Annotated in this window: 18 protein-coding genes; 4 read left to right on the plus strand and 14 right to left on the minus strand. The window is 70.9% G+C overall.

The window, feature by feature from the left end; translation table 11 throughout:
* Positions 1-117 precede the first annotated feature (117 nt).
* A complete protein-coding gene (locus tag QMZ92_RS28635) occupies positions 118-912 on the plus strand; it encodes a DUF4253 domain-containing protein (protein WP_283300409.1) in 795 nt (264 codons plus the stop codon).
* Positions 913-979: 67 nt separating this feature from the next.
* On the opposite strand, the gene hemB is transcribed toward QMZ92_RS28635, so the two are convergent.
* The 6 genes from hemB to QMZ92_RS28665 form a co-directional block, all read right to left on the minus strand.
* Entirely contained in the window at positions 980-1,978 is a 999-nt protein-coding gene (gene hemB, locus QMZ92_RS28640) for a porphobilinogen synthase (RefSeq protein ID WP_283300410.1), read from the minus strand.
* A 151-nt stretch (positions 1,979-2,129) separates the two neighbouring features.
* Positions 2,130-3,788 (minus strand): bifunctional uroporphyrinogen-III C-methyltransferase/uroporphyrinogen-III synthase, encoded by a 1,659-nt coding sequence (locus QMZ92_RS28645; RefSeq protein WP_283300411.1) that lies wholly within the window; start codon positions 3,786-3,788, stop codon positions 2,130-2,132.
* Complete coding sequence (gene hemC / locus QMZ92_RS28650; RefSeq protein ID WP_283300412.1) at positions 3,785-4,762, minus strand: hydroxymethylbilane synthase; 978 nt, start codon at positions 4,760-4,762, stop codon at positions 3,785-3,787. The genes QMZ92_RS28645 and hemC overlap by 4 nt, the downstream gene beginning before the upstream one ends.
* The gene (locus QMZ92_RS28655; RefSeq protein ID WP_283300413.1) at positions 4,759-6,114 is read right to left on the minus strand and encodes a glutamyl-tRNA reductase; all 1,356 of its coding nucleotides are present in this window, start codon (positions 6,112-6,114) and stop codon (positions 4,759-4,761) included. Before QMZ92_RS28655 ends, hemC begins: the two co-directional genes overlap by 4 nt.
* The gene (locus QMZ92_RS28660) at positions 6,111-6,884 is read right to left on the minus strand and encodes a redox-sensing transcriptional repressor Rex (RefSeq protein ID WP_283300414.1); all 774 of its coding nucleotides are present in this window, start codon (positions 6,882-6,884) and stop codon (positions 6,111-6,113) included. Before QMZ92_RS28660 ends, QMZ92_RS28655 begins: the two co-directional genes overlap by 4 nt.
* A gap of 271 nt (positions 6,885-7,155) precedes the next feature.
* Positions 7,156-7,431 carry a glutaredoxin family protein gene (locus tag QMZ92_RS28665; RefSeq protein ID WP_283300415.1) on the minus strand — a complete coding sequence of 92 codons (276 nt, stop codon included), beginning with the start codon at positions 7,429-7,431 and terminating at the stop codon, positions 7,156-7,158.
* A 126-nt stretch (positions 7,432-7,557) separates the two neighbouring features.
* Between QMZ92_RS28665 and QMZ92_RS28670 the strand changes: the two genes are divergently transcribed.
* The 3 genes from QMZ92_RS28670 to QMZ92_RS28680 all read left to right on the plus strand — a co-directional run bounded on the left by QMZ92_RS28670 (position 7,558) and on the right by QMZ92_RS28680 (position 11,308).
* Entirely contained in the window at positions 7,558-8,505 is a 948-nt protein-coding gene (locus QMZ92_RS28670; RefSeq protein ID WP_283300416.1) for an HAD family hydrolase, read from the plus strand.
* 462 nt (positions 8,506-8,967) lie between these two features.
* Positions 8,968-9,804, plus strand: coding sequence for an ECF subfamily RNA polymerase sigma factor, BldN family (locus QMZ92_RS28675; RefSeq protein ID WP_283300417.1), 837 nt, complete (start codon positions 8,968-8,970; stop codon positions 9,802-9,804).
* Positions 9,805-10,108: 304 nt separating this feature from the next.
* Positions 10,109-11,308 carry a DUF5667 domain-containing protein gene (locus QMZ92_RS28680; protein ID WP_283300418.1) on the plus strand — a complete coding sequence of 400 codons (1,200 nt, stop codon included), beginning with the start codon at positions 10,109-10,111 and terminating at the stop codon, positions 11,306-11,308.
* A gap of 212 nt (positions 11,309-11,520) precedes the next feature.
* On the opposite strand, the gene QMZ92_RS28685 is transcribed toward QMZ92_RS28680, so the two are convergent.
* The 8 genes from QMZ92_RS28685 to QMZ92_RS28720 all read right to left on the minus strand — a co-directional run bounded on the left by QMZ92_RS28685 (position 11,521) and on the right by QMZ92_RS28720 (position 18,417).
* Positions 11,521-12,618: a lysophospholipid acyltransferase family protein gene (locus tag QMZ92_RS28685; RefSeq protein ID WP_283300419.1), complete on the minus strand. Its 1,098-nt coding sequence runs from the start codon at positions 12,616-12,618 to the stop codon at positions 11,521-11,523.
* Between the two features lie 15 nt (positions 12,619-12,633).
* A complete protein-coding gene (locus QMZ92_RS28690; RefSeq protein ID WP_283300421.1) occupies positions 12,634-13,689 on the minus strand; it encodes an NAD-dependent epimerase/dehydratase family protein in 1,056 nt (351 codons plus the stop codon).
* Positions 13,690-13,874: 185 nt separating this feature from the next.
* Positions 13,875-13,973 (minus strand): 30S ribosomal protein bS22, encoded by a 99-nt coding sequence (locus tag QMZ92_RS28695; RefSeq protein ID WP_003948845.1) that lies wholly within the window; start codon positions 13,971-13,973, stop codon positions 13,875-13,877.
* Positions 13,974-14,083: 110 nt separating this feature from the next.
* Positions 14,084-14,293 (minus strand): helix-turn-helix domain-containing protein, encoded by a 210-nt coding sequence (locus QMZ92_RS28700; protein ID WP_158687078.1) that lies wholly within the window; start codon positions 14,291-14,293, stop codon positions 14,084-14,086.
* A 127-nt stretch (positions 14,294-14,420) separates the two neighbouring features.
* Positions 14,421-15,236: a phosphatase gene (locus tag QMZ92_RS28705; protein ID WP_283300423.1), complete on the minus strand. Its 816-nt coding sequence runs from the start codon at positions 15,234-15,236 to the stop codon at positions 14,421-14,423.
* Positions 15,237-15,343: 107 nt separating this feature from the next.
* Complete coding sequence (locus QMZ92_RS28710) at positions 15,344-16,519, minus strand: acetoin utilization protein AcuC (RefSeq protein ID WP_283300425.1); 1,176 nt, start codon at positions 16,517-16,519, stop codon at positions 15,344-15,346.
* Entirely contained in the window at positions 16,470-17,729 is a 1,260-nt protein-coding gene (locus QMZ92_RS28715; RefSeq protein ID WP_283300426.1) for an MFS transporter, read from the minus strand. Before QMZ92_RS28715 ends, QMZ92_RS28710 begins: the two co-directional genes overlap by 50 nt.
* Positions 17,730-17,772: 43 nt before the next feature.
* On the minus strand, positions 17,773-18,417 hold the full coding sequence (locus QMZ92_RS28720) for an HAD family hydrolase (RefSeq protein WP_283300427.1): 645 nt from the start codon (positions 18,415-18,417) through the stop codon (positions 17,773-17,775).
* Between the last annotated feature and the right edge of the window lie 134 nt (positions 18,418-18,551).

The raw sequence follows: 18,551 nt of genomic DNA on the forward strand, positions 1-18,551 counted from the left end.
TCGGACGCGCTCGCCCACCGACCGCCCCGCCGCCCGCCGGCCACCCACGCCGGACCCGGAGGCCGCCGTTCCCACACGGCGGCCTCCGTTGTCAGTGGCGGCCTCTACCTTCGGACCATGGCGATGCTTCCCAACCCTCTGCCGGCCCTGGCCACCGATCCCTCTGGCCGGACCCTGGGCCTCGATCTGCCTCCCGGCCGCCTGGTGGACACCACCGTCGACGGCCCGTGGCACGAGCCCCTCCTCTGGTGCGGCGACGAGCCCGCCGCTCCCGGCACCTGGGACCGGCTCCTCCCGGCCCGACGGGTGGGCGGACTGCATCCCGTGCTGATCGGCGGCGACGGCGACCCGCACGAGTGGGAGCTGTCGCCGCGGCGGGTGTCGTATCCGGGGGACCATGACGCCGAAGAGGTGCTCGCGGAGTTCTGGGACTCCGGCGCGGCGGACGAGTCGGACGCCGACGGCGACTGGCCCGGACTGGCCCCGGGCGGCACGCTCGTGGAGGATCCGGACCGGCTCGCCGCCGAGGCCGCGGACGCGCTGTCCGCCGGCGAGGGCGGCGACGTGCTGAAGGGTGCCCGCCCCGCACTGGTCCGCGCCCGCCGCAGCGCCGACATACCGGCGGCCATCGGCTGGTCCGGCCCGCTCCACCACGAGCAGGACGTGGCCCGCCTCTGCTCGGTCCTGCGGTCGTGGGAGGACCGCTACGGCATACGGGTCGTCGGTCTGTCCTTCGACCGGCTGGTCCTCTCCGTGGCCGCGCCGCCCACCAGGACCGCGGACGCCGAGGCTCTCGCGGCCGAGCACCTCGCGTTCTGCCCGGACAGCGTCCGGCAGGGACCGCGCCCCGGCCTCGGGTCCCATGCCCAGCGTCTCCTCGGAGCACCCGTCTGGACGTTCTCGTGGGACTGAGGACCCCCACCCCGGCCGCGCGGCCTGTGGTCGCGCGGCCGTCGGGTCTCCGCTCGCTCCCGGGCCGCTACGCGCGGCCGAGCTTCTGTGCGGCCTCCGTCGCCCAGTACGTCAGGATCATCCGCGCGCCCGCGCGCCGGATGCCGGTCAGGGTCTCCAGGATGGCTTTGTCGCGTTCGATCCAGCCCTTCTCGGCAGCGGCCTCGACCATCGCGTACTCCCCACTGATCTGGTACGCGGCGACGGGCACGTCCACGGACTCCGCCACCTTCGCCAGCACGTCGAGGTAGGGCCCCGCCGGCTTGACCATCACCATGTCCGCCCCCTCCTCCAGGTCGAGCGCGAGTTCCCGGAGGGACTCCCGCAGGTTCGCCGGGTCCTGCTGGTACGTCTTGCGGTCGCCCGTCAGGGAGGAGGCGACCGCCTCGCGGAACGGCCCGTAGAACGCGGAGGAGTACTTCGCGGTGTACGCGAGGATCGACACGTCCTCCCTGCCGATGGTGTCGAGCGCGTCCCGGATCACCCCGACCTGGCCGTCCATCATCCCGCTGGGGCCGACGACATGGACGCCGGCGTCCGCCTGGACCTGCGCCATCTCTGCGTAGCGCTCCAGCGTGGCGTCGTTGTCGACCCGGCCGTCCGCGTCGAGCACCCCGCAGTGGCCGTGATCCGTGTACTCGTCCAGGCAGAGGTCGGACATGACGACCAGCTCGTCGCCGACCTCCTCCTTCACCGCTCGGACGGCGACCTGGAGGATCCCGCCCGGGTCCGTGCCCGCGGTCCCGGCGGCGTCCTTCTTCGCGTCCTCCGGCACGCCGAAGAGCATGATCCCGGAGACTCCGGCCTCCCGGGCCTCGACCGCGGCCTTCCTCAGCGTGTCCAGCGAGTGCTGCACGACCCCGGGCATCGCCGCGATCGGCACGGGCTCACTCACGCCCTCCCGCACGAACGCGGGAAGGATCAGATCGGCGGGGTTCAGCCTCGTCTCGGCGACCATGCGCCGCATCGCGGGGGTGGTCCGCAGCCGTCGCGGCCGCGATCCGGGGAAGGATCCGTACACAGTCATGCCCACCACGCTACGCCCGTGCGGAGACCGCTTTTGCCGACACGTTGTCCCCGGGAGCGGGCGAACCGCCCCCGCGCGATCCGGTCCGGGGCAAACGGAAAGGGGCCGCGGGGAACAACCCCGCGACCCCTTCCGATCATGTCCGACTACTTCACGTGGTACGGCGCCTGCGTGCGCCCGGACGACGCTCGCTCGGCCGCGTCACCGGGTCGCCTGCCTCCCGAGCCGCCTCCCGGCGTCTCGCACCGAACTCGGCGAGCGCATCGGCCAGCTTGTGGACCGACGGCTCGGGCGACAGCACGTCCACCCGCAGCCCGTGCTCCTCCGCCGTCTTCGCGGTCGCGGGTCCGATACAGGCGATCACCGTCACGTTGTGCGGCTTGCCGGCGATACCGACCAGGTTCCGCACGGTGGACGACGAGGTGAAGAGCACGGCGTCGAAACCGCCGCCCTTGATCGCCTCCCGGGTCTCCGCCGGCGGCGGGGAGGCCCGCACGGTCCGGTAGGCCGTGACGTCGTCGACCTCCCAGCCCAGCTCGATCAGCCCTGCCACCAGGGTCTCGGTCGCGATGTCGGCCCGCGGCAGGAACACCCGGTCGATCGGGTCGAACACCGGGTCGTACGGCGGCCAGTCCTCCAGCAGTCCCGCGGCCGACTGCTCACCACTCGGCACCAGATCCGGCTTGACCCCGAACTCGATCAGGGCGCGTGCCGTCTGCTCGCCCACCGCCGCGACCTTGATCCCGGCGAAGGCACGAGCATCCAGTCCGTACTCCTCGAACTTCTCCCGCACCGCCTTCACGGCGTTGACCGAGGTGAAGGCGATCCACTCGTAGCGGCCGGTCACCAGTCCCTTGACCGCGCGCTCCATCTGCTGCGGCGTGCGCGGCGGCTCGACGGCGATCGTCGGGACCTCGTGCGGCACGGCGCCGTAGGACCTGAGCTGGTCGGAGAGCGACGCGGCCTGCTCCTTCGTGCGCGGCACGAGCACCTTCCAGCCGAACAGCGGCTTGGACTCGAACCAGGCGAGCTGGTCGCGCTGCGCTGCGGCGCTGCGCTCACCGACCACGGCTATGACCGGCAGGTGGCCCTCGGGCGACGGCAGCACCTTGCCCTGCTTGAAGACCTGGGCGATCGTGCCGAGCGTCGCGGTCCACGTCCGCTGCCGCGTCGTCGTACCGGCCACCGTCACCGTCAGCGGAGTGTCGGGCTTGCGCCCGGCCGTCACCAGCTCTCCGGCCGCCGACGCCACGGCGTCCAGCGTCGTGGACACGACGACGGTGCCGTCGGAGGCGCCGACCTCGGTCCAGCAGCGGGCGTCCGCCGTCCGGGCGTCGATGAACCGCACGTCCGTGCCCTGCGCGTCACGCAGCGGCACACCGGCATAGGCGGGCACGCCCACGGCGGTCGCCACTCCCGGCACGACCTCGAAGGGGATGCCCTCAGCGGCGCAGGCGAGCATCTCGGCGCCCACGTCGCCGTCGAGCCCGGGGTCCCCGCTCACGGCACGGACCACCCGCTTGCCGCCCCGCACGGCCTCCATGACAAGATTGGCCGCGTCCCTCAACACCGGGACACCGGCGGTTGTTGAGGCATCGTCAACAACCGTCAGCTCAGGCGTGCTCACTCCGGCGCGCGCGTGACCGCGCACGACGTCGAGGACTTCCGGCTCGGCGATCAATACGTCCGCGCCCGCCAGCGCCTCGACGGCGCGCAGCGTCAGCAGGCCCGGATCGCCGGGACCGGCGCCGAGGAAGGTGACCTGCCCGTGTACGGGACCAGCCGGGACGTTCGAGGTGGTGGGGCTCAAAGTGCTCGCTCCCCCATAAGACCGGCCGCGCCCTTGGCGAGCATCTCGGAGGCGAGTTCGCGCCCGAGTGCCACCGCTTCGTCGTGCGAAGAGGGCACGGGACCGGTGATGGACAGCTGCACCAGCGTGGAACCGTCGGTGGTACCGACGACGCCCCGCAGGCGCATTTCATGAACAGCCTGTTCGCCGGCAGGCAGGTCGGCCAGTGCGCCCACGGGCGCACTGCAGCCGGCCTCCAGGGCGGCGAGCAGGGACCGCTCGGCGGTCACGGCGGCCCGGGTGTACGGGTCGTCGAGCTCGGCGAGCGTGGCGGCGAGGGCGGTGTCGGCCGCCGGGCACTCCACCGCCAGGGCCCCCTGACCGGGGGCGGGCAGGATCGCGTCGACCGGCAGGAAGTCGGTCGCCTCCTCGATCCGGCCGATACGGTTCAGGCCGGCCGCGGCGAGAACCACCGCGTCCAGTTCCCCGTTCCGCACGAAACCGATGCGGGTGTCTACGTTCCCGCGGATCGGCACGGTCTCGATCTGCAGCCCGTGCGAGCGGGCGTACGCGTTGAGCTGCGCCATCCGGCGCGGCGAGCCGGTGCCCACCCGGGCGCCCCGCGGCAGCCGGTCCAGCGTCAGCCCGTCCCGGGCGACCATGACGTCACGCGGGTCCTCCCGCCGCGGGATCGCGGCCAGCACGAGGTCGTCCGGCTGCGTGGTCGGCAGATCCTTCAGGGAGTGCACCGCGAAGTCGACCTGTCCCGCGAGCAGCGCGTCGCGCAGCGCGGTGACGAACACACCGGTGCCGCCGATCTGTGCCAACTGCTCGCGCGAGGTGTCGCCGTACGTGGTGATCTCCACCAGCTCGACGGGGCGGCCGGTCAGCCGCCGCACGGCCTCCGCCACATGCCCGGACTGGGCCATGGCGAGCTTGCTGCGCCTGGTTCCGAGCCGCAGGGGCCGCTCGGTCCCCGATGCCCTCTCGGTCATACTCGCCCTCGGTTCTTGATGTCGGCGTCGGTGACGTCGGCCCGGCTGACGGAGGCGACCGTCTCCGGGTCGAGGTCGAAGAGTGTGCGCAGCGCGTCCGCGTACCCGGCGCCGCCGGGTTCGGCCGCGAGCTGCTTGATCCGCACGGTGGGCGCGTGCAGGAGCTTGTCGACGACCCGGCGGACCGTCTGGGAGACCTCGGCGCGCTGGCGCTCGTCGAGGTCGGGCAGCCGGCCCTCAAGCCGGGCGATCTCGCTCGCGACGACATCGGCGGCCATGGTGCGCAGGGCGACCACGGTCGGCGTGATGTGCGCGGCGCGCTGGGCGGCGCCGAACGCGGCGACCTCGGCGGCCACGATGGTCCGCACCCGGTCGACGTCGGCGGCCATGGGGGCGCCCGCGGACGCCTCGGCGAGCGATTCGATGTCGACGAGGCGGACTCCGTCGAGCCGGTGGACCGCGGCGTCGATGTCCCGGGGCATGGCGAGGTCGAGCAGCGCCAGCCGTCCCGTACGGCCCTCGATCGCGGCCTCGACCGCCTCGGTCCTCAGCACCAGCCCGGTCGCGCCGGTGCAGGAGACGACGACGTCGGCACGTGTCAGTTCGTCGCCGACCGAGACCATGTCGACCGCCCGGGCGCGAACGCCCGTCCCACCGGGTTCGGTCAGGATCTGGACCAACCGCTCGGCACGCTCACGGGTGCGGTTCGCGACGGCGATCTCGGCGACCCCGGCTCGCGCCAGCGTGGCGGCCGCGAGGGAGGACATCGAGCCCGCACCGATGACGAGCGCGCTCCTGCCCGCGGCCCACTCCCCGGTGGGAGTGCCGTCGGCGAGCTGTTCCAGGCCGAAGGTGACGAGCGACTGCCCGGCCCGGTCGATGCCGGTCTCGCTGTGCGCGCGCTTGCCGACCCGCAGGGACTGCTGGAACAGGTCGTTCAGCAGTCTGCCCGCGCTGTGCAGCTCCTGACCGAGCGCCAGGGAGTCCTTGATCTGGCCGAGGATCTGGCCCTCGCCGACGACCATCGAGTCCAGCCCGCAGGCCACCGAGAACAGGTGGTGGACGGCCCGGTCCTCGTAGTGCACGTACAGATAGGGGGTGAGCTCCTCCAGGCCGACGCCGCTGTGCTGGGAGAGCAGGGTGGACAGTTCGGCGACCCCGGCGTGGAACTTGTCCACGTCGGCGTAGAGCTCGATGCGGTTGCAGGTGGCGAGGACGGCCGCTTCCGCCGCGGGTTCCGCGGCAAGGGCGTCCTGCAGCAGCTTGCCCTGGGTGTCCGCGGAGAGGGAGGCCCGCTCCAGGACGCTGACGGGGGCGCTGCGATGGCTGAGGCCGACGACCAGGAGACTCATGCCGGCATCACGGCGGGCACGTCCCCGTCGGGTCCCTTCCGGCCGTCGGCGGTGGCGGGGGTGCCGGCCGGGGCGACGGGCGGCACGGCGGCCTCGCCCTCGGTCTCCTCGCCGGCCTTGCGCTGCTCGTGGAAGGCGAGGATCTGCAGCTCGATCGAGAGGTCGACCTTGCGCACGTCCACGCCGTCCGGCACCGAGAGCACGGTGGGGGCGAAGTTGAGGATCGACGTCACACCGGCGGCGACGAGCCGGTCGCACACCTGCTGGGCGGCGCCCGCGGGGGTCGCGATGACCCCGATGGACACGCCGTTGTCCGAGATGATCTTCTCCAGCTCGTCCGCGTGCTGGACGGGGATGCCGGCGACCGGCTTGCCGGCCATCGCAGGGTCGGCGTCGATCAGCGCGGCCACGCGGAATCCGCGGGATGCGAAGCCGCCGTAGTTGGCGAGCGCGGCGCCGAGGTTACCGATGCCGACGATCACAACCGGCCAGTCCTGGGTCAGGCCGAGCTCCCGGGAGATCTGGTAGACGAGGTACTCGACGTCGTACCCGACGCCGCGGGTCCCGTAGGAGCCGAGGTACGAGAAGTCCTTGCGCAGCTTCGCGGAGTTGACTCCCGCGGCGGCCGCGAGCTCCTCGGAGGAGACGGTCGGCACGGAGCGCTCCGACAGCGCGGTCAGCGCGCGCAGATACAGCGGAAGCCGGGCGACGGTGGCCTCGGGGATTCCTCGGCTGCGAGTCGCCGGTCGGTGGGTTCGGCCAGTTGCCACGGTGCTCCTGCGGGATGAGCGAGGCTGGCGGCCATGCGTCCCAGGACCGCCCCGTCGAAAGCAGGCTATGTCTTTGTGAACACGTGCACAAAGATGGTGTCCGCTTTGTCCGTGCAAAGTGACCGGGGTCACGCGAGTCGATCGCGCCATTCCGGAACCGGGGACGACCGGCACCCGTTGCGAATCCGAAGAGGGCAAAGCGCTACACACTCCTCACGGCCACGCCCCCGAGACCACAACAAAACGCCCACGATGGTAGCCGCCTTTCCGGTCACGCCCCCAGTTCGCGGCGGAGCCGGCCGGCGTCCACGCGCCAGAACGTGTGCTGTTCCCCGTCCACGAGCACCACGGGGATCTGCTCCCAGTAGGCGCGGTGCAACTCCTCGTCCTGGGTGATGTCCTTCTCTTCCCAGGACGCACCCGTCTCGGCGCACACCTGCTGGATCACGGACCGCGCGTCGTCACAGAGATGGCACCCGGGCTTCCCGATCAGGGTCACCACACGGTCACCGGCCTTCTTCTTGCTACGCCGCAGCAGAGGACTCATGCCCTCCATTCTCCGCCCGCGCGCGACGCGCCCGAATGGCCCCTTTAACAATCCGGCCGCGGAGAGTTCACGCCTTGGCATCCCGGCGAGTCGGGAACTGCCGAACGGACTGGCTATGCTCACGACATGGCCGCACTGGGATGGCTCACCCCCCGCAGGCGCTCCTCGACCGCCCGGAGCGTTCTCGCCGGCGAGGCCGCTGCCGAGGCAGCACGCAAGACGTCACAGCAGTTCGAGGCGGACGCCCGGGCCCGGACCGAAGCGGACACCGCACCGGCCGAGCCCGACTTCCCCGTGGCCGGGGACGTCAGCGCCGCCGCGTTCTTCGACCTGGACAACACCGTCATGCAGGGCGCCGCGATCTTCCACTTCGGCCGCGGGCTGTACAAGCGGAAGTTCTTCCAGCGCCGGGAGCTGGCGAGGTTCGCCTGGCAGCAGACGTGGTTCCGGATCGCCGGCGTCGAGGACCCCGAGCACATGCAGGACGTGCGCGAGTCGGCGCTGTCCATCGTCAAGGGCCACCGGGTCTCCGAACTGATGTCGATCGGCGAGGAGATCTACGACGAGTACATGGCCGACCGCATCTGGCCGGGCACCCGCGCCCTCGCCCAGGCCCATCTCGACGCGGGCCAGAAGGTGTGGCTGGTCACCGCCGCGCCGGTGGAGACCGCGACGATCATCGCCCGCCGGCTCGGACTGACCGGCGCGCTCGGCACGGTCGCCGAGTCCGTCGACGGCGTCTACACGGGCAGGCTCGTCGGCGAGCCGCTGCACGGCCCGGCCAAGGCCGAGGCGGTGCGGGCCCTCGCGAGCGCCGAGAACCTCGACCTCGCCCGCTGTGCGGCCTACAGCGACTCGCACAACGACATCCCGATGCTCTCCCTCGTGGGACACCCGTACGCCATCAACCCGGACACGAAACTGCGCAAGCACGCCCGTGAGCGCGACTGGCGGCTGCGCGACTACCGCACGGGCCGCAAGGCGGCGAAGGTCGGCATCCCGGCCGCGGCGGGAGTCGGCGCCCTCGCGGGCGGTACGGCGGCAGCCGTGGCCCTGCACCGCCGCCGGCGCTGACCCGGGCGGCACCGGACGCGCGGGCGACCGGGCCCCCCACCGCCACTCTGCGTATCAGTGACCGCGTTACGGATCCGACCGCCCGTGTCCGGGCCCTCCGCCGCGGTCCCGAACGCTCGACACCCGCATGTCCCGTGACGACGCACAGCAGGCGGTACGCGGCATTCCGGGGGCCATACGCCTCCACGGCGCCCGCCAGTCGCGATGCCTCCGGACGAACACAACCCATCACGCCCCCCCATAGAAGGCGAAGTAATCCGATCAGCAAGCGATCACAATCTGCGACTGATTGTGCTGCCTCGCCGTAACAGAAGCGACGGATTCGACGATTTGAGCAACTGGGTGTAGCACTGCCTGTACGAAGCGTTATTCTCCTCAGACGCACATGGACCCCCACACGTCGCCACGACGAGTGAAAGGTCCCGCACAGCACGTGATGGAAGCTCTGCCTCTGGGAGTCCCGTGTACCCACACGTCGGGGTTGACGCCTCGGGCCTGGCTACGCTCCGCGCAGTGGTCCTCGACCACCTGCGCGGCTTCGTCCCCACCGCGTACGCCGTCCCCGCCTTCGCCGCGAGCCCTGCCGCCCTCGGCCCGGCCGGTCCCTGCTACGCCCTGGCCGACCGCGTCGAGAAGGTGCCGGCCCGCAGCGGTGCGGTCGACGCGCGATCGGGCGAGCGCGAGGTCGGCAGACGAGGCGGCCGGCACGCCGCCACCTCGACCACCGCCCGCCGGCCGAGTGCCGACAGCGACAGCGCGCGAATGATGGAACTGGTCGAACGCGCCCAGGCGGGCGAGGCCGAGGCCTTCGGCCGGCTCTACGACCAGTACAGCGACACCGTCTACCGCTACATCTACTACCGGGTCGGCGGAAAGGCGACGGCGGAGGACCTCACCAGCGAGACCTTCCTCCGCGCCCTGCGCCGCATCTCCACGTTCACCTGGCAGGGCCGCGACTTCGGCGCCTGGCTGGTCACGATCGCCCGCAACCTGGTCGCCGACCACTTCAAGTCGAGCCGATTCCGGCTGGAAGTGACCACCGGCGAGATGCTCGACGCCAACGAGGTGGAGCGCAGCCCCGAGGAGTCGGTACTGGAGTCGCTCTCAAACGCCGCGCTGCTCGAAGCGGTCCGCAAGCTGAATCCGCAGCAGCAGGAGTGCGTCACCCTCCGCTTCCTCCAGGGCCTCTCCGTCGCCGAGACCGCCCGCGTGATGGGCAAGAACGAGGGCGCGATCAAGACCCTTCAGTACCGGGCCGTGCGCACCCTGGCACGGCTCCTGCCCGACGACGCCCGCTGACGCCGCGCCCGAAGCGCGGTGAACCGTCCCCCACACCACAGCCACACCGGCACCCTCCCCCCCCATGCGCCCGTCCCCGGCCCGTCCACCCTCAACTCACCATCCGTGAGCACTTGATGACGCACTGGTCCGATCATCCTCCGCGCGTAACCCAACTGCCGAGCCGCTCGTTGTGCGCAATGCAGGCTCCCTGCGGTCACGTCGTGTGTGCAACCGCCCACTCTTTCGTGTGGTTGTGCTCAAGTCGTGCAACCTTCCGGACCCCCCGGGGAGTCGACCGTCATGACGAGAGGAGGTGCCGCCAGTGATCGCGAATGTTTCGGCGCACCGGCGGGCGAACGCCTTCGCCCAGGACCTGGAGAACCAGACGCTCCGGGGCACGGCGGCCGAGCAGCCCGAGAGTTCGGCCGAGCCGGCCGAACAGGGGCAGCTGTTGGCCTTGGCGAACGGCCTCGGCGAGCTGCCGAAGCCGGAGTTGGATCCCGATGTCAAGGTGGTGCAGCGAGCCCAGCTCGTGGCCGCCATGGAAGCCATGTTCGCGGAGGGCTCCGCGTCCAGGAGCCCCACCGTTCCGGAGCAGCGGAGCTCCCGCCGCGGTGCCCATCGGGCCTCCCCACTCCGGAGACTCCGTCCGCGCTCCCGGTGGTCCAAGGGCCTCGCGGCCGGCGGACTGACCGTGGGGGTGGCCGCCGGCGCCTTCGGCGGTGTGGCGGCCGCCAGCTCGGACGCCCTCCCCGGTGACTCCCTCTACGGGCTGAAGCGGGGCATGGAGGATCTGAGACTCGGTATGGCCGACGACGACGCGGACCGCGGCGGGCTCTACCTCGGCCAGGCCTCAACCCGGCTGAACGAGGCCCGCCGCCTCATGGAGCGCGGGCGCGCGGGCGAGCTGGACACCGAGTCGATGAACGAGGTCAGACGCACCCTCAGCGGCATGCGCCACGACGCCTCCGAAGGTCACCGGCTGCTGCACCAGGCGTACGAGCGGGACGGCTCGCTGGACCCCATCGCCACCCTTTCCTCCTTCGCGACCAGCCACCGCGACGTGTGGAACGGGCTGCGGGACAGGCTGCCCGCCCAGCTCACGGACGTCGGCGACGAGGTGAGCTCAATCTTCGACGCCATAGACCAGGAGGTCGGTCCGCTCCGGTCGCTGTTGCCCCGTGCCCCCGAGGGGGAGCGGCGGGGTTCCAGTCGGCCCGGATCGTCCCCGCAGGACTCCTCGAGCTCCTCGGCGACGTACCCGTCGGCGCCCTCCCTGCCGTCCGTCGGCAGCTCGGCCGCCGACCACCTGCCGCAGCCGTCCGGCTCGGGCGCGGTGGAGGACGACCAGCTGATCGGGGGCAACACGGGCGGGCTGCTCAGCCCCCCGCAGAACAGCGCCTCACCGTCACCGTCCGGCGGACTCTCCGACCCGGCTGCGCCGGTGCCGGACGTGACGATCCCGCCGTTGCTGCCGGGGCTGCTGCCCGGCCTGGGCCTCGACAGCGAGGACAGTCCGTAGCCCGTCGGCCCGGAGGCCGGTGAAAGGCGAAGGGCGGGGCCGGATACGCGTTGCGCGTATCCGGCCCCGCCCTTTGTCGGGGACCGGCAGGGCGACCGGCGGGCAGTCGATCAGAAGAAATCAGAAGAAGACGGAACGCCGCTGAACCAGCAGCTTGTACAGCGTGTGCTGGATCTGCTCCCGCACCTGGTCGGTGAGGTTGAACATCANAATCAGAAGAAGACGGAACGCCGCTGAACCAGCAGCTTGTACAGCGTGTGCTGGATCTGCTCCCGCACCTGGTCGGTGAGGTTGAACATCAGCATCGGGTCCTCCGCCGCCTCCGGCGGATAGCCGTCCGTCGGAATCGGTTCCCCGAACTGAATCGTCCACTTCGTCGGCAGCGGCATCGCGCCCAGCGGCCCGAGCCACGGGAACGTCGGAGTGATCGGGAAATACGGGAACCCCAGCAGCCGCGCGAGCGTTTTCGCGTTGCCGATCATCGGATAGATCTCCTCGGCCCCGACGATCGAGCAGGGCACGATCGGCACGCCCGCCCGCAGCGCCGTCGAGACGAAACCGCCGCGCCCGAAGCGCTGGAGCTTGTAGCGCTCGCTGAAGGGCTTACCGATGCCCTTGAAGCCCTCCGGCATCACCCCGACGACCTCGCCGCGCTGCAGCAGGCGTTCCGCGTCCTCCGTGCACGCCAGTGTGTGCCCGGCCTTGCGCGCCAGTTCGTTTATCACCGGCAGCACGAAGACGAGGTCCGCGGCGAGCAGCCGCAGATGCCTCCCGGCCGGGTGGTTGTCGTGGACGGCGACCTGCATCATCAGCCCGTCCAGCGGCAGCGTCCCCGAGTGGTTGGCCACGACCAGCGCCCCGCCGTCCGACGGGATGTTCTCGATGCCCTTCACCTCGACCCGGAAGTACTTCGCGTACAGCGGCCGCAGCAGCGACATCAGCACCTGGTCGGTGAGTTCCTCGTCGTAGCCGAACTCGTCGACGTCGTAGTCACCGGTGAGCCGGCGGCGCAGAAACGCCAGTCCGCCCGCGATGCGCTGGTCCCAGCCGACGTCCGCGCCGACAGCCCCGGAACCGCGCGGCGGCCGCGCGGACGCCCCGGGCGCGCCCGTACCGCCACCGGCCGAGGCGTTCTTCGGCACCGCCCGCTCCCCAACCAGTTGCCCGGGCACGGAACCGACCGGGATCTCACGCGCCGACTCGGCCACGGATTTCCGCCGGCCCGATCCGGCGCGGCGCCGCACCGACCGCTGAGGTGCGCCGTTGCGCGACCGGTCGTCGTCGAACGGAATGACCTTGGCGTCCGCCATCGTTGCTCGCGCTCCTTATCCGGCGCTCTGAGGGGTGGCGCCACCTGCCGGCGACAGCGCGGCGACCTTGTCGACCGCCCTTGCCAGGGTCTCCGGCGGCAGCAGACCGGGCCCGCGGCTGCGCGCGAAGTCCGCGAACGTCTCCGCGGTCGTGTAGACAGGGTCGAAGCCCAGTGTCTCGCGCATCTGCACGGTGCTGACCACCCGGCCGTGTGTGAGGAGCCGGATCTGCTCCGGCGAGAAGTCGGTGATGCCGACCGTCCGCAGCGCCGAACCGACCCAGGTCACGGCCGGCAGAAGCACCGGCACCGTGGGGCGGCCGAGTCTCCGCGAGCACTGCGACAGCAGCAGCACGCCGTCGCCCGCGATGTTGAACGTGCCGCTGTTCAGCGTGCCGCGGCGGGGCTCGTGGGAGGCGATCCGCAGCACGTCGAGGACGTCGTCCTCGTGGACGAACTGCAGTCGGGGGTCGTAGCCCAGGACGGTCGGCATGACGGGCAGCGAGAAGTAGTCCGCCAGCGGCGAATCGGCGCGCGGTCCGAGGATGTTGGCGAAGCGCAGCACGCACACCGCCACATCCGGCCTGCGGCGCGCGAAACCGCGTACGTACCCCTCGACCTCGACCGCGTCCTTGGCGAAGCCACCGCTCGGCAGGGATTTGGGGGGCGTGGTCTCGGTGAAGACGGCCGGGTCGCGCGAGGCGGAGCCGTACACGCTGGTACTGGACTTCACGACCAGGCGCCGGACGGTCGGCGACTTCTGGCATGCGCCGAGCAGCTGCATGGTGCCGATGACATTGGTCTCCTTGACCGCCGTACGGCCCCCGGACCCGAGGGGTGTGCCCGTGACGTCGAGGTGGACCACGGTGTCCACGTCGTGCTCGGCAAGGACGCGCGCTATGGCGGGCTGCCGGATGTCGGCCCGTACGAAATCGGCTCCGCCGAGACGGTGCTCGGGAGTCACCGCGTCGACGCCCACCACCCGCGCCACTTCGGGGTCCCGCTGGATACGGCGTACGAAGCGGCCCCCGAGTTGCCGGGCCACACCGGTGACAAGCACGACCTTGCCCAAGATCAGCGCCTTCCGTTCGGTCCTGGCTATGCGTCACCGTAGCGGGTTGACGTTGCGCTGTGATGACCGCAGGGCCTTCTTCCCGGCTCTTTGATCCCAACGCACGACACGGCCGGCCGGAAAAGCACCGTGGCCCCTCCACCGCGCAGGTGGAAGGGGCCACGACGTGTGCGGACAGCCGCCGCTTACTTCTTGTTGCGACGCTGAACGCGCGTGCGCTTGAGCAGCTTGCGGTGCTTCTTCTTCGCCATCCGCTTGCGCCGCTTCTTGATAACAGAGCCCACGACTACCCTCGCTCACTTCTCTTCACTCGGTGCGGGGCGTCTGGGCCCACACGACCTACGTCGGCCTAGCCTACCGGCCCGAGCTCCGAGCTTGTAATCCGAGGGACATCTCAGGCCGATTCGACCCCCACAAAGGATTCCCGGAGGTACTCGTGAACCGCTTGCTCCGGGACCCGGAAGGACCTGCCCACCCGGATCGCCGGCAGATGACCGCTGTGCACCAAGCGGTACACGGTCATCTTCGACACGCGCATCACCGAGGCGACTTCCGCCACGGTCAGGAACTTGACCTCGTTGAGAGGCCTTTCGCCAGCAGCCATGACCCACCTGTACCTTCCGCACACGACGCACACCGGCTTCCCCTCCGGTGACTCTTCGTCGCGGTGCGCTCACTCCCAGAGTAGGGGCGGGTGGTGCGAGTGGGGAAGAGGAGCAGCCATCGGCCGTTTACTGTGACAGACACGCTCGATTGAGTACATAGCGAGTAAGCGGCCGGTAGTAATCGGACCGCACAGCGTCATCGAGGGGCACGGCGACGGAGACACGCCCCTCGGCCTCGCCGACGAACAGCGCCGGATCGTCCGTGTCCCCCAGGCCGATGACCTCGAAACCGAGCTGACCTGCACCGCAGACCCAGCCGTGGTCACCGACGACCAACTCCGGCAGAGGGCCCCCGGACTCCGCGGCACCCTCCAGCGCTGCCCGTACCGGCAGGGGCGAATGGGTGTGCACGCCGGTCGCACTCCCCGGCTCACGCGCTCCGGGCTCCCGCACCATCGCGACTCCCCGTACGTAGTCGATGGTGTGCGTGCGTACACCGAACCGGGTCGTTATGTCGACACATCGCCCCTGCGCGGGTGTGAGAACCAGACAGCCCGCCGCCGACAGGGCGTCTGCCAGCGAGGCGTAGAACCCAAGCAGCCTGTGCGGATGCCCGGTCCCGAACAGCACGCTCCCGCTCCGTTCAGCGACCGCCGCCAACCGCCCGGCGAACGCGTCGAGCCCGCTCAACGTGCGCTCCGGGTCGATGACGTCCTGACCGGAAACATGGGCCGGGTCCCCGGAGACCCCGCACCTGTGCGCCATCAACCTGATCAGATCCCGCTCGCTCCAGACCCGTTCGGGATCCAGCCCGAGCGTGGCCCTCGGATCCCGCGCCGCGAACAGCCGGTAGCTCCGCAGGCTCCGCTCCCGGGACGTCGCCACGGGGCCGGCCAGCCGCGCCGACAACAGATGCGCCCGCAGCGCCCCTCTGCTCAACACAACGACGATGGTCCCGCAGCATCCGGCACCGCACCCCGGAAACCGGACAGATCCCCACAGTCGGCGTAACGGCCGCGAATGGCCCTCCGCGGCCGCGCGCCCACCGGTCAGGGCAGCAGGCCCCGCAGCGGGAAGACCGCCCTCCGGGTCGCGAGCACCGCTTGGTCCAGCCGGTCCGCCGGGTCGTAGCCGTCCTCCCAGGACCGCCACGTCGGAGTCCGCCCGTCCGTCATCCGCCCGGGCCCCAACTGCCGCGTCCGCGCGTACACCTCGTCGCGCCACGAGGACGGGATCACCGACTCCGGGTCCACGGGGGCATGGGCCGCGATCCCGACGAGATGGGTCCAGGACCTCGGTACGACGTCCACGACCGCGTAGCCGCCTCCGCCGAGGGCCACCCAGCGCCCGTCCTCCACGTGCTCGTGGGCGAGCACGTGGCAGGCCTCCTGCACCAGCCGCTGGGCGTCCAGCGACACCGCAAGATGCGCCAGCGGGTCCTCGAAGTGCGTGTCCGCCCCGTGCTGCGTCACGAGGACCTGCGGCCGGAAGTCCGCCAGCAGTTCGGGTACGACGGCGTGGAACGCGCGCAGCCATCCCTCGTCCCCGGTCCCCGCGGGCAGGGCCACGTTCACCGCGGAGCCCTCGGCCTCCCCCTGGCCGCCCGTCTCCTCCGGCCATCCCGTGCCCGGGAAGAGCATCCTGGGATGCTCGTGCAGAGAGATCGTCAGCACCCTCGGGTCGTCCCAGAAGGCCGCCTGCACACCGTCGCCGTGATGCACGTCGACATCGACGTACGCGACCCGCTCGGCCCCCAGCTCCAGCAGCCGTGCGATCGCCAGCGAGGCGTCGTTGTAGATGCAGAAGCCCGAGGCGGCACCCGGCATGGCGTGGTGCAGCCCGCCGGCGAAGTTCACGGCGTGCGGGGCCTCGCCCCGCCACACCGCCTCGGCCGCCCCAACCGACTGGCCCGCGATCGTCGCGGACACCTCGTGCATGCCCGCGAAGGCCGGGTCGTCCGTCGTTCCCAGCCCGTACGCCTGGTCAGCGGCACCCGGATTCCCGGACGCGGACCGCACGGCCGCCACATAGTCCTCGCGGTGGACGAGGCGCAGCGTGGACTCGCCGGCGGGCCTGCCCGCCACCACGTCCACCTCGCGGTCCAGCCCGTAGGCTCGCACCAACGCCATGGTCAACGCGAGCCGTACCGGATCCATCGGATGACTGGCCCCGAAGTCATACTTCGTTACCGCTTCGTCCCACATCAACAGTGCGCGGCCGCTCATGGTCGACACCGTATCGGTCGGGCTCCGGCTCGAACGACCTGGCGTACAGCAACGTCACGAGCACCAACACCATCGGGACGAGCATCGCTCCCCGGTAGTTCCACGCGTCCCCCAATCCTCCGACCAACGGTGCCCCGATCAGGAACCCCACGTAGTTGAAAACGTTAAGACGTGCGACAGCCGCGTTGCTCGCCCCGGGACCGCCGTGCGCAACAGCGCGCCGGCCCGCCGCGGCGAACGTCTGCGGCACGATCACGCACAGGCCCAGACCGAGCAGCGTGAATCCGGCGAGACCCGCCCACGGTCCGGGCGCCACCGCCACCACGGCGAAGCCTCCCGCCGCCAGGACCGTCCCGCACCGCACGACCGCCGCCGCCCCGAACCGCCGGACTCCGAGGTCTCCCACGGTCCGCCCGAGCAGCGTGGTCACCATGTAGGCGTTGTACGGGACCGTCGCCAGCTCCTCCGAACTCCCCAGCACGTCCTGGAGGTACTTCGCGCTCCAATTCGACACGGTGGAGTCCCCGATGTAGGCGAAGGCCATCACCATGCACAGCGGCAGGAGCAGCCTGAACGGCAAAGCGGCTCCAGCGCCCTCCGCATCCGCCGAGCGGTTTCCGGACGCCGGGCCCCTTCCCGACTCCGGACCGGGGGCGTCCACGTACCACCGGCTCCCGAACAGCGCCGCGGGCAGCAGCACGAGGACCACCGGCAGGTACGACACCACGAGCGGCAGGTCCCAGTGGGCACCCGCCCAGGCGAGGGAGGCACCGAGAATCCCCCCGAAACTGTAAGCGGCGTGGAAGCCGAGCATGATGCTGCGGCCGTACGACTGCTGCAGGCTGACGCCGAGCATGTTCATCGAGGCGTCCAGTGCGCCGACGGCGAGCCCGAACACCCCCAGTGCCAGGGCGACCTGCCACACCCTGCCGCCGGCGCCCACTGCCAGCAGGGAGAGCAACACGACCGGCTGCGACCACCGCAGTACCGCTCCCGGCGGACGGCGCGCGACGATCTTCTCGGTCGCCACACTGCCGACCCCGGCGAGGATCGGCACGGCCGCCAGGAAGACCGGCAGCAGCCCGTCGGATATCCCGTAGCGGTCCTGGATGGCCGGTATCCGCGTCACCAGGAGAGCGAAGGCCACGCCCTGGACGAAGAAACTCAGCGCCAACGAGGCCCGACCATGCCGCAACCGCGCGTCCGTCATGGCCGCACAGCGTAGGGCGCTCAACTACCCATGGGTAGACGGATCAGGCGAGCAATCCGAGGAGCTCGGCCATGTCGGCGAAGACTCCACGCGCCCCTGCGAGCCTCGCGGCCGGCGTCATCGCGGTGAAGCCGTACACGTCCATCCCCGCCGCCAGGGCCGCGGTGACACCGAGGGGGCTGTCCTCGACCACGACGCATCGCGCGGGTGCGACGCCCATCCGCTCGGCGGCGTGGAGGAACAGATCCGGCGCCGGCTTTCCGCGGCCCACGTCCTGGGCGCTGAAGACGTTCTCCGCGCGGAACCAGGTGTCCAGTCCCGTCTTGCGGTGCCCGACCCGGATGCGTTCGTGGCTCCCGGAGGACGCGACGCAGTACGGCATTCCGTCGGCCGTGAGTTTGCCCAGTACGTCGACGGCCCCTGCGACGGGCGTCAACTCACGCTCGAAGGCGGCGAACACGCGGGCGTGCAGTGTCTCGTCGAAGTCGTCGGGAAGCCGCTTCCCGGTCCGCTCCAGGACGAGGTCATGCACCCGGTGCACGGCGGCGCCCATGTAGTCGCGCACGGATTCCGCGTAGGAGGTGGGGTGTCCCAACTCGGTGAGGTAGTCGGCCAGGACCGTGTTCGACAAGGGCTCGCTGTCCACAAGTACACCGTCGTTGTCGAAGATCACGAGGTCATAGCGCATGCCCAACAGCATAGGAAACCGAGGACGTGGCCAGGAAACGGGGAACGCAAAAAAAGCCTCAACCCCCGAGTTTCCACTCGGGGGTTGAGGCCCAAAATTTGTTCGGCGGTGTCCTACTCTCCCACAGGGTCCCC

Origin of the sequence: Streptomyces sp. HNM0645, from assembly GCF_030056615.1 — a bacterium.
GTDB classification, from domain to species: Bacteria; Actinomycetota; Actinomycetes; order Streptomycetales; family Streptomycetaceae; genus Streptomyces; species Streptomyces marianii.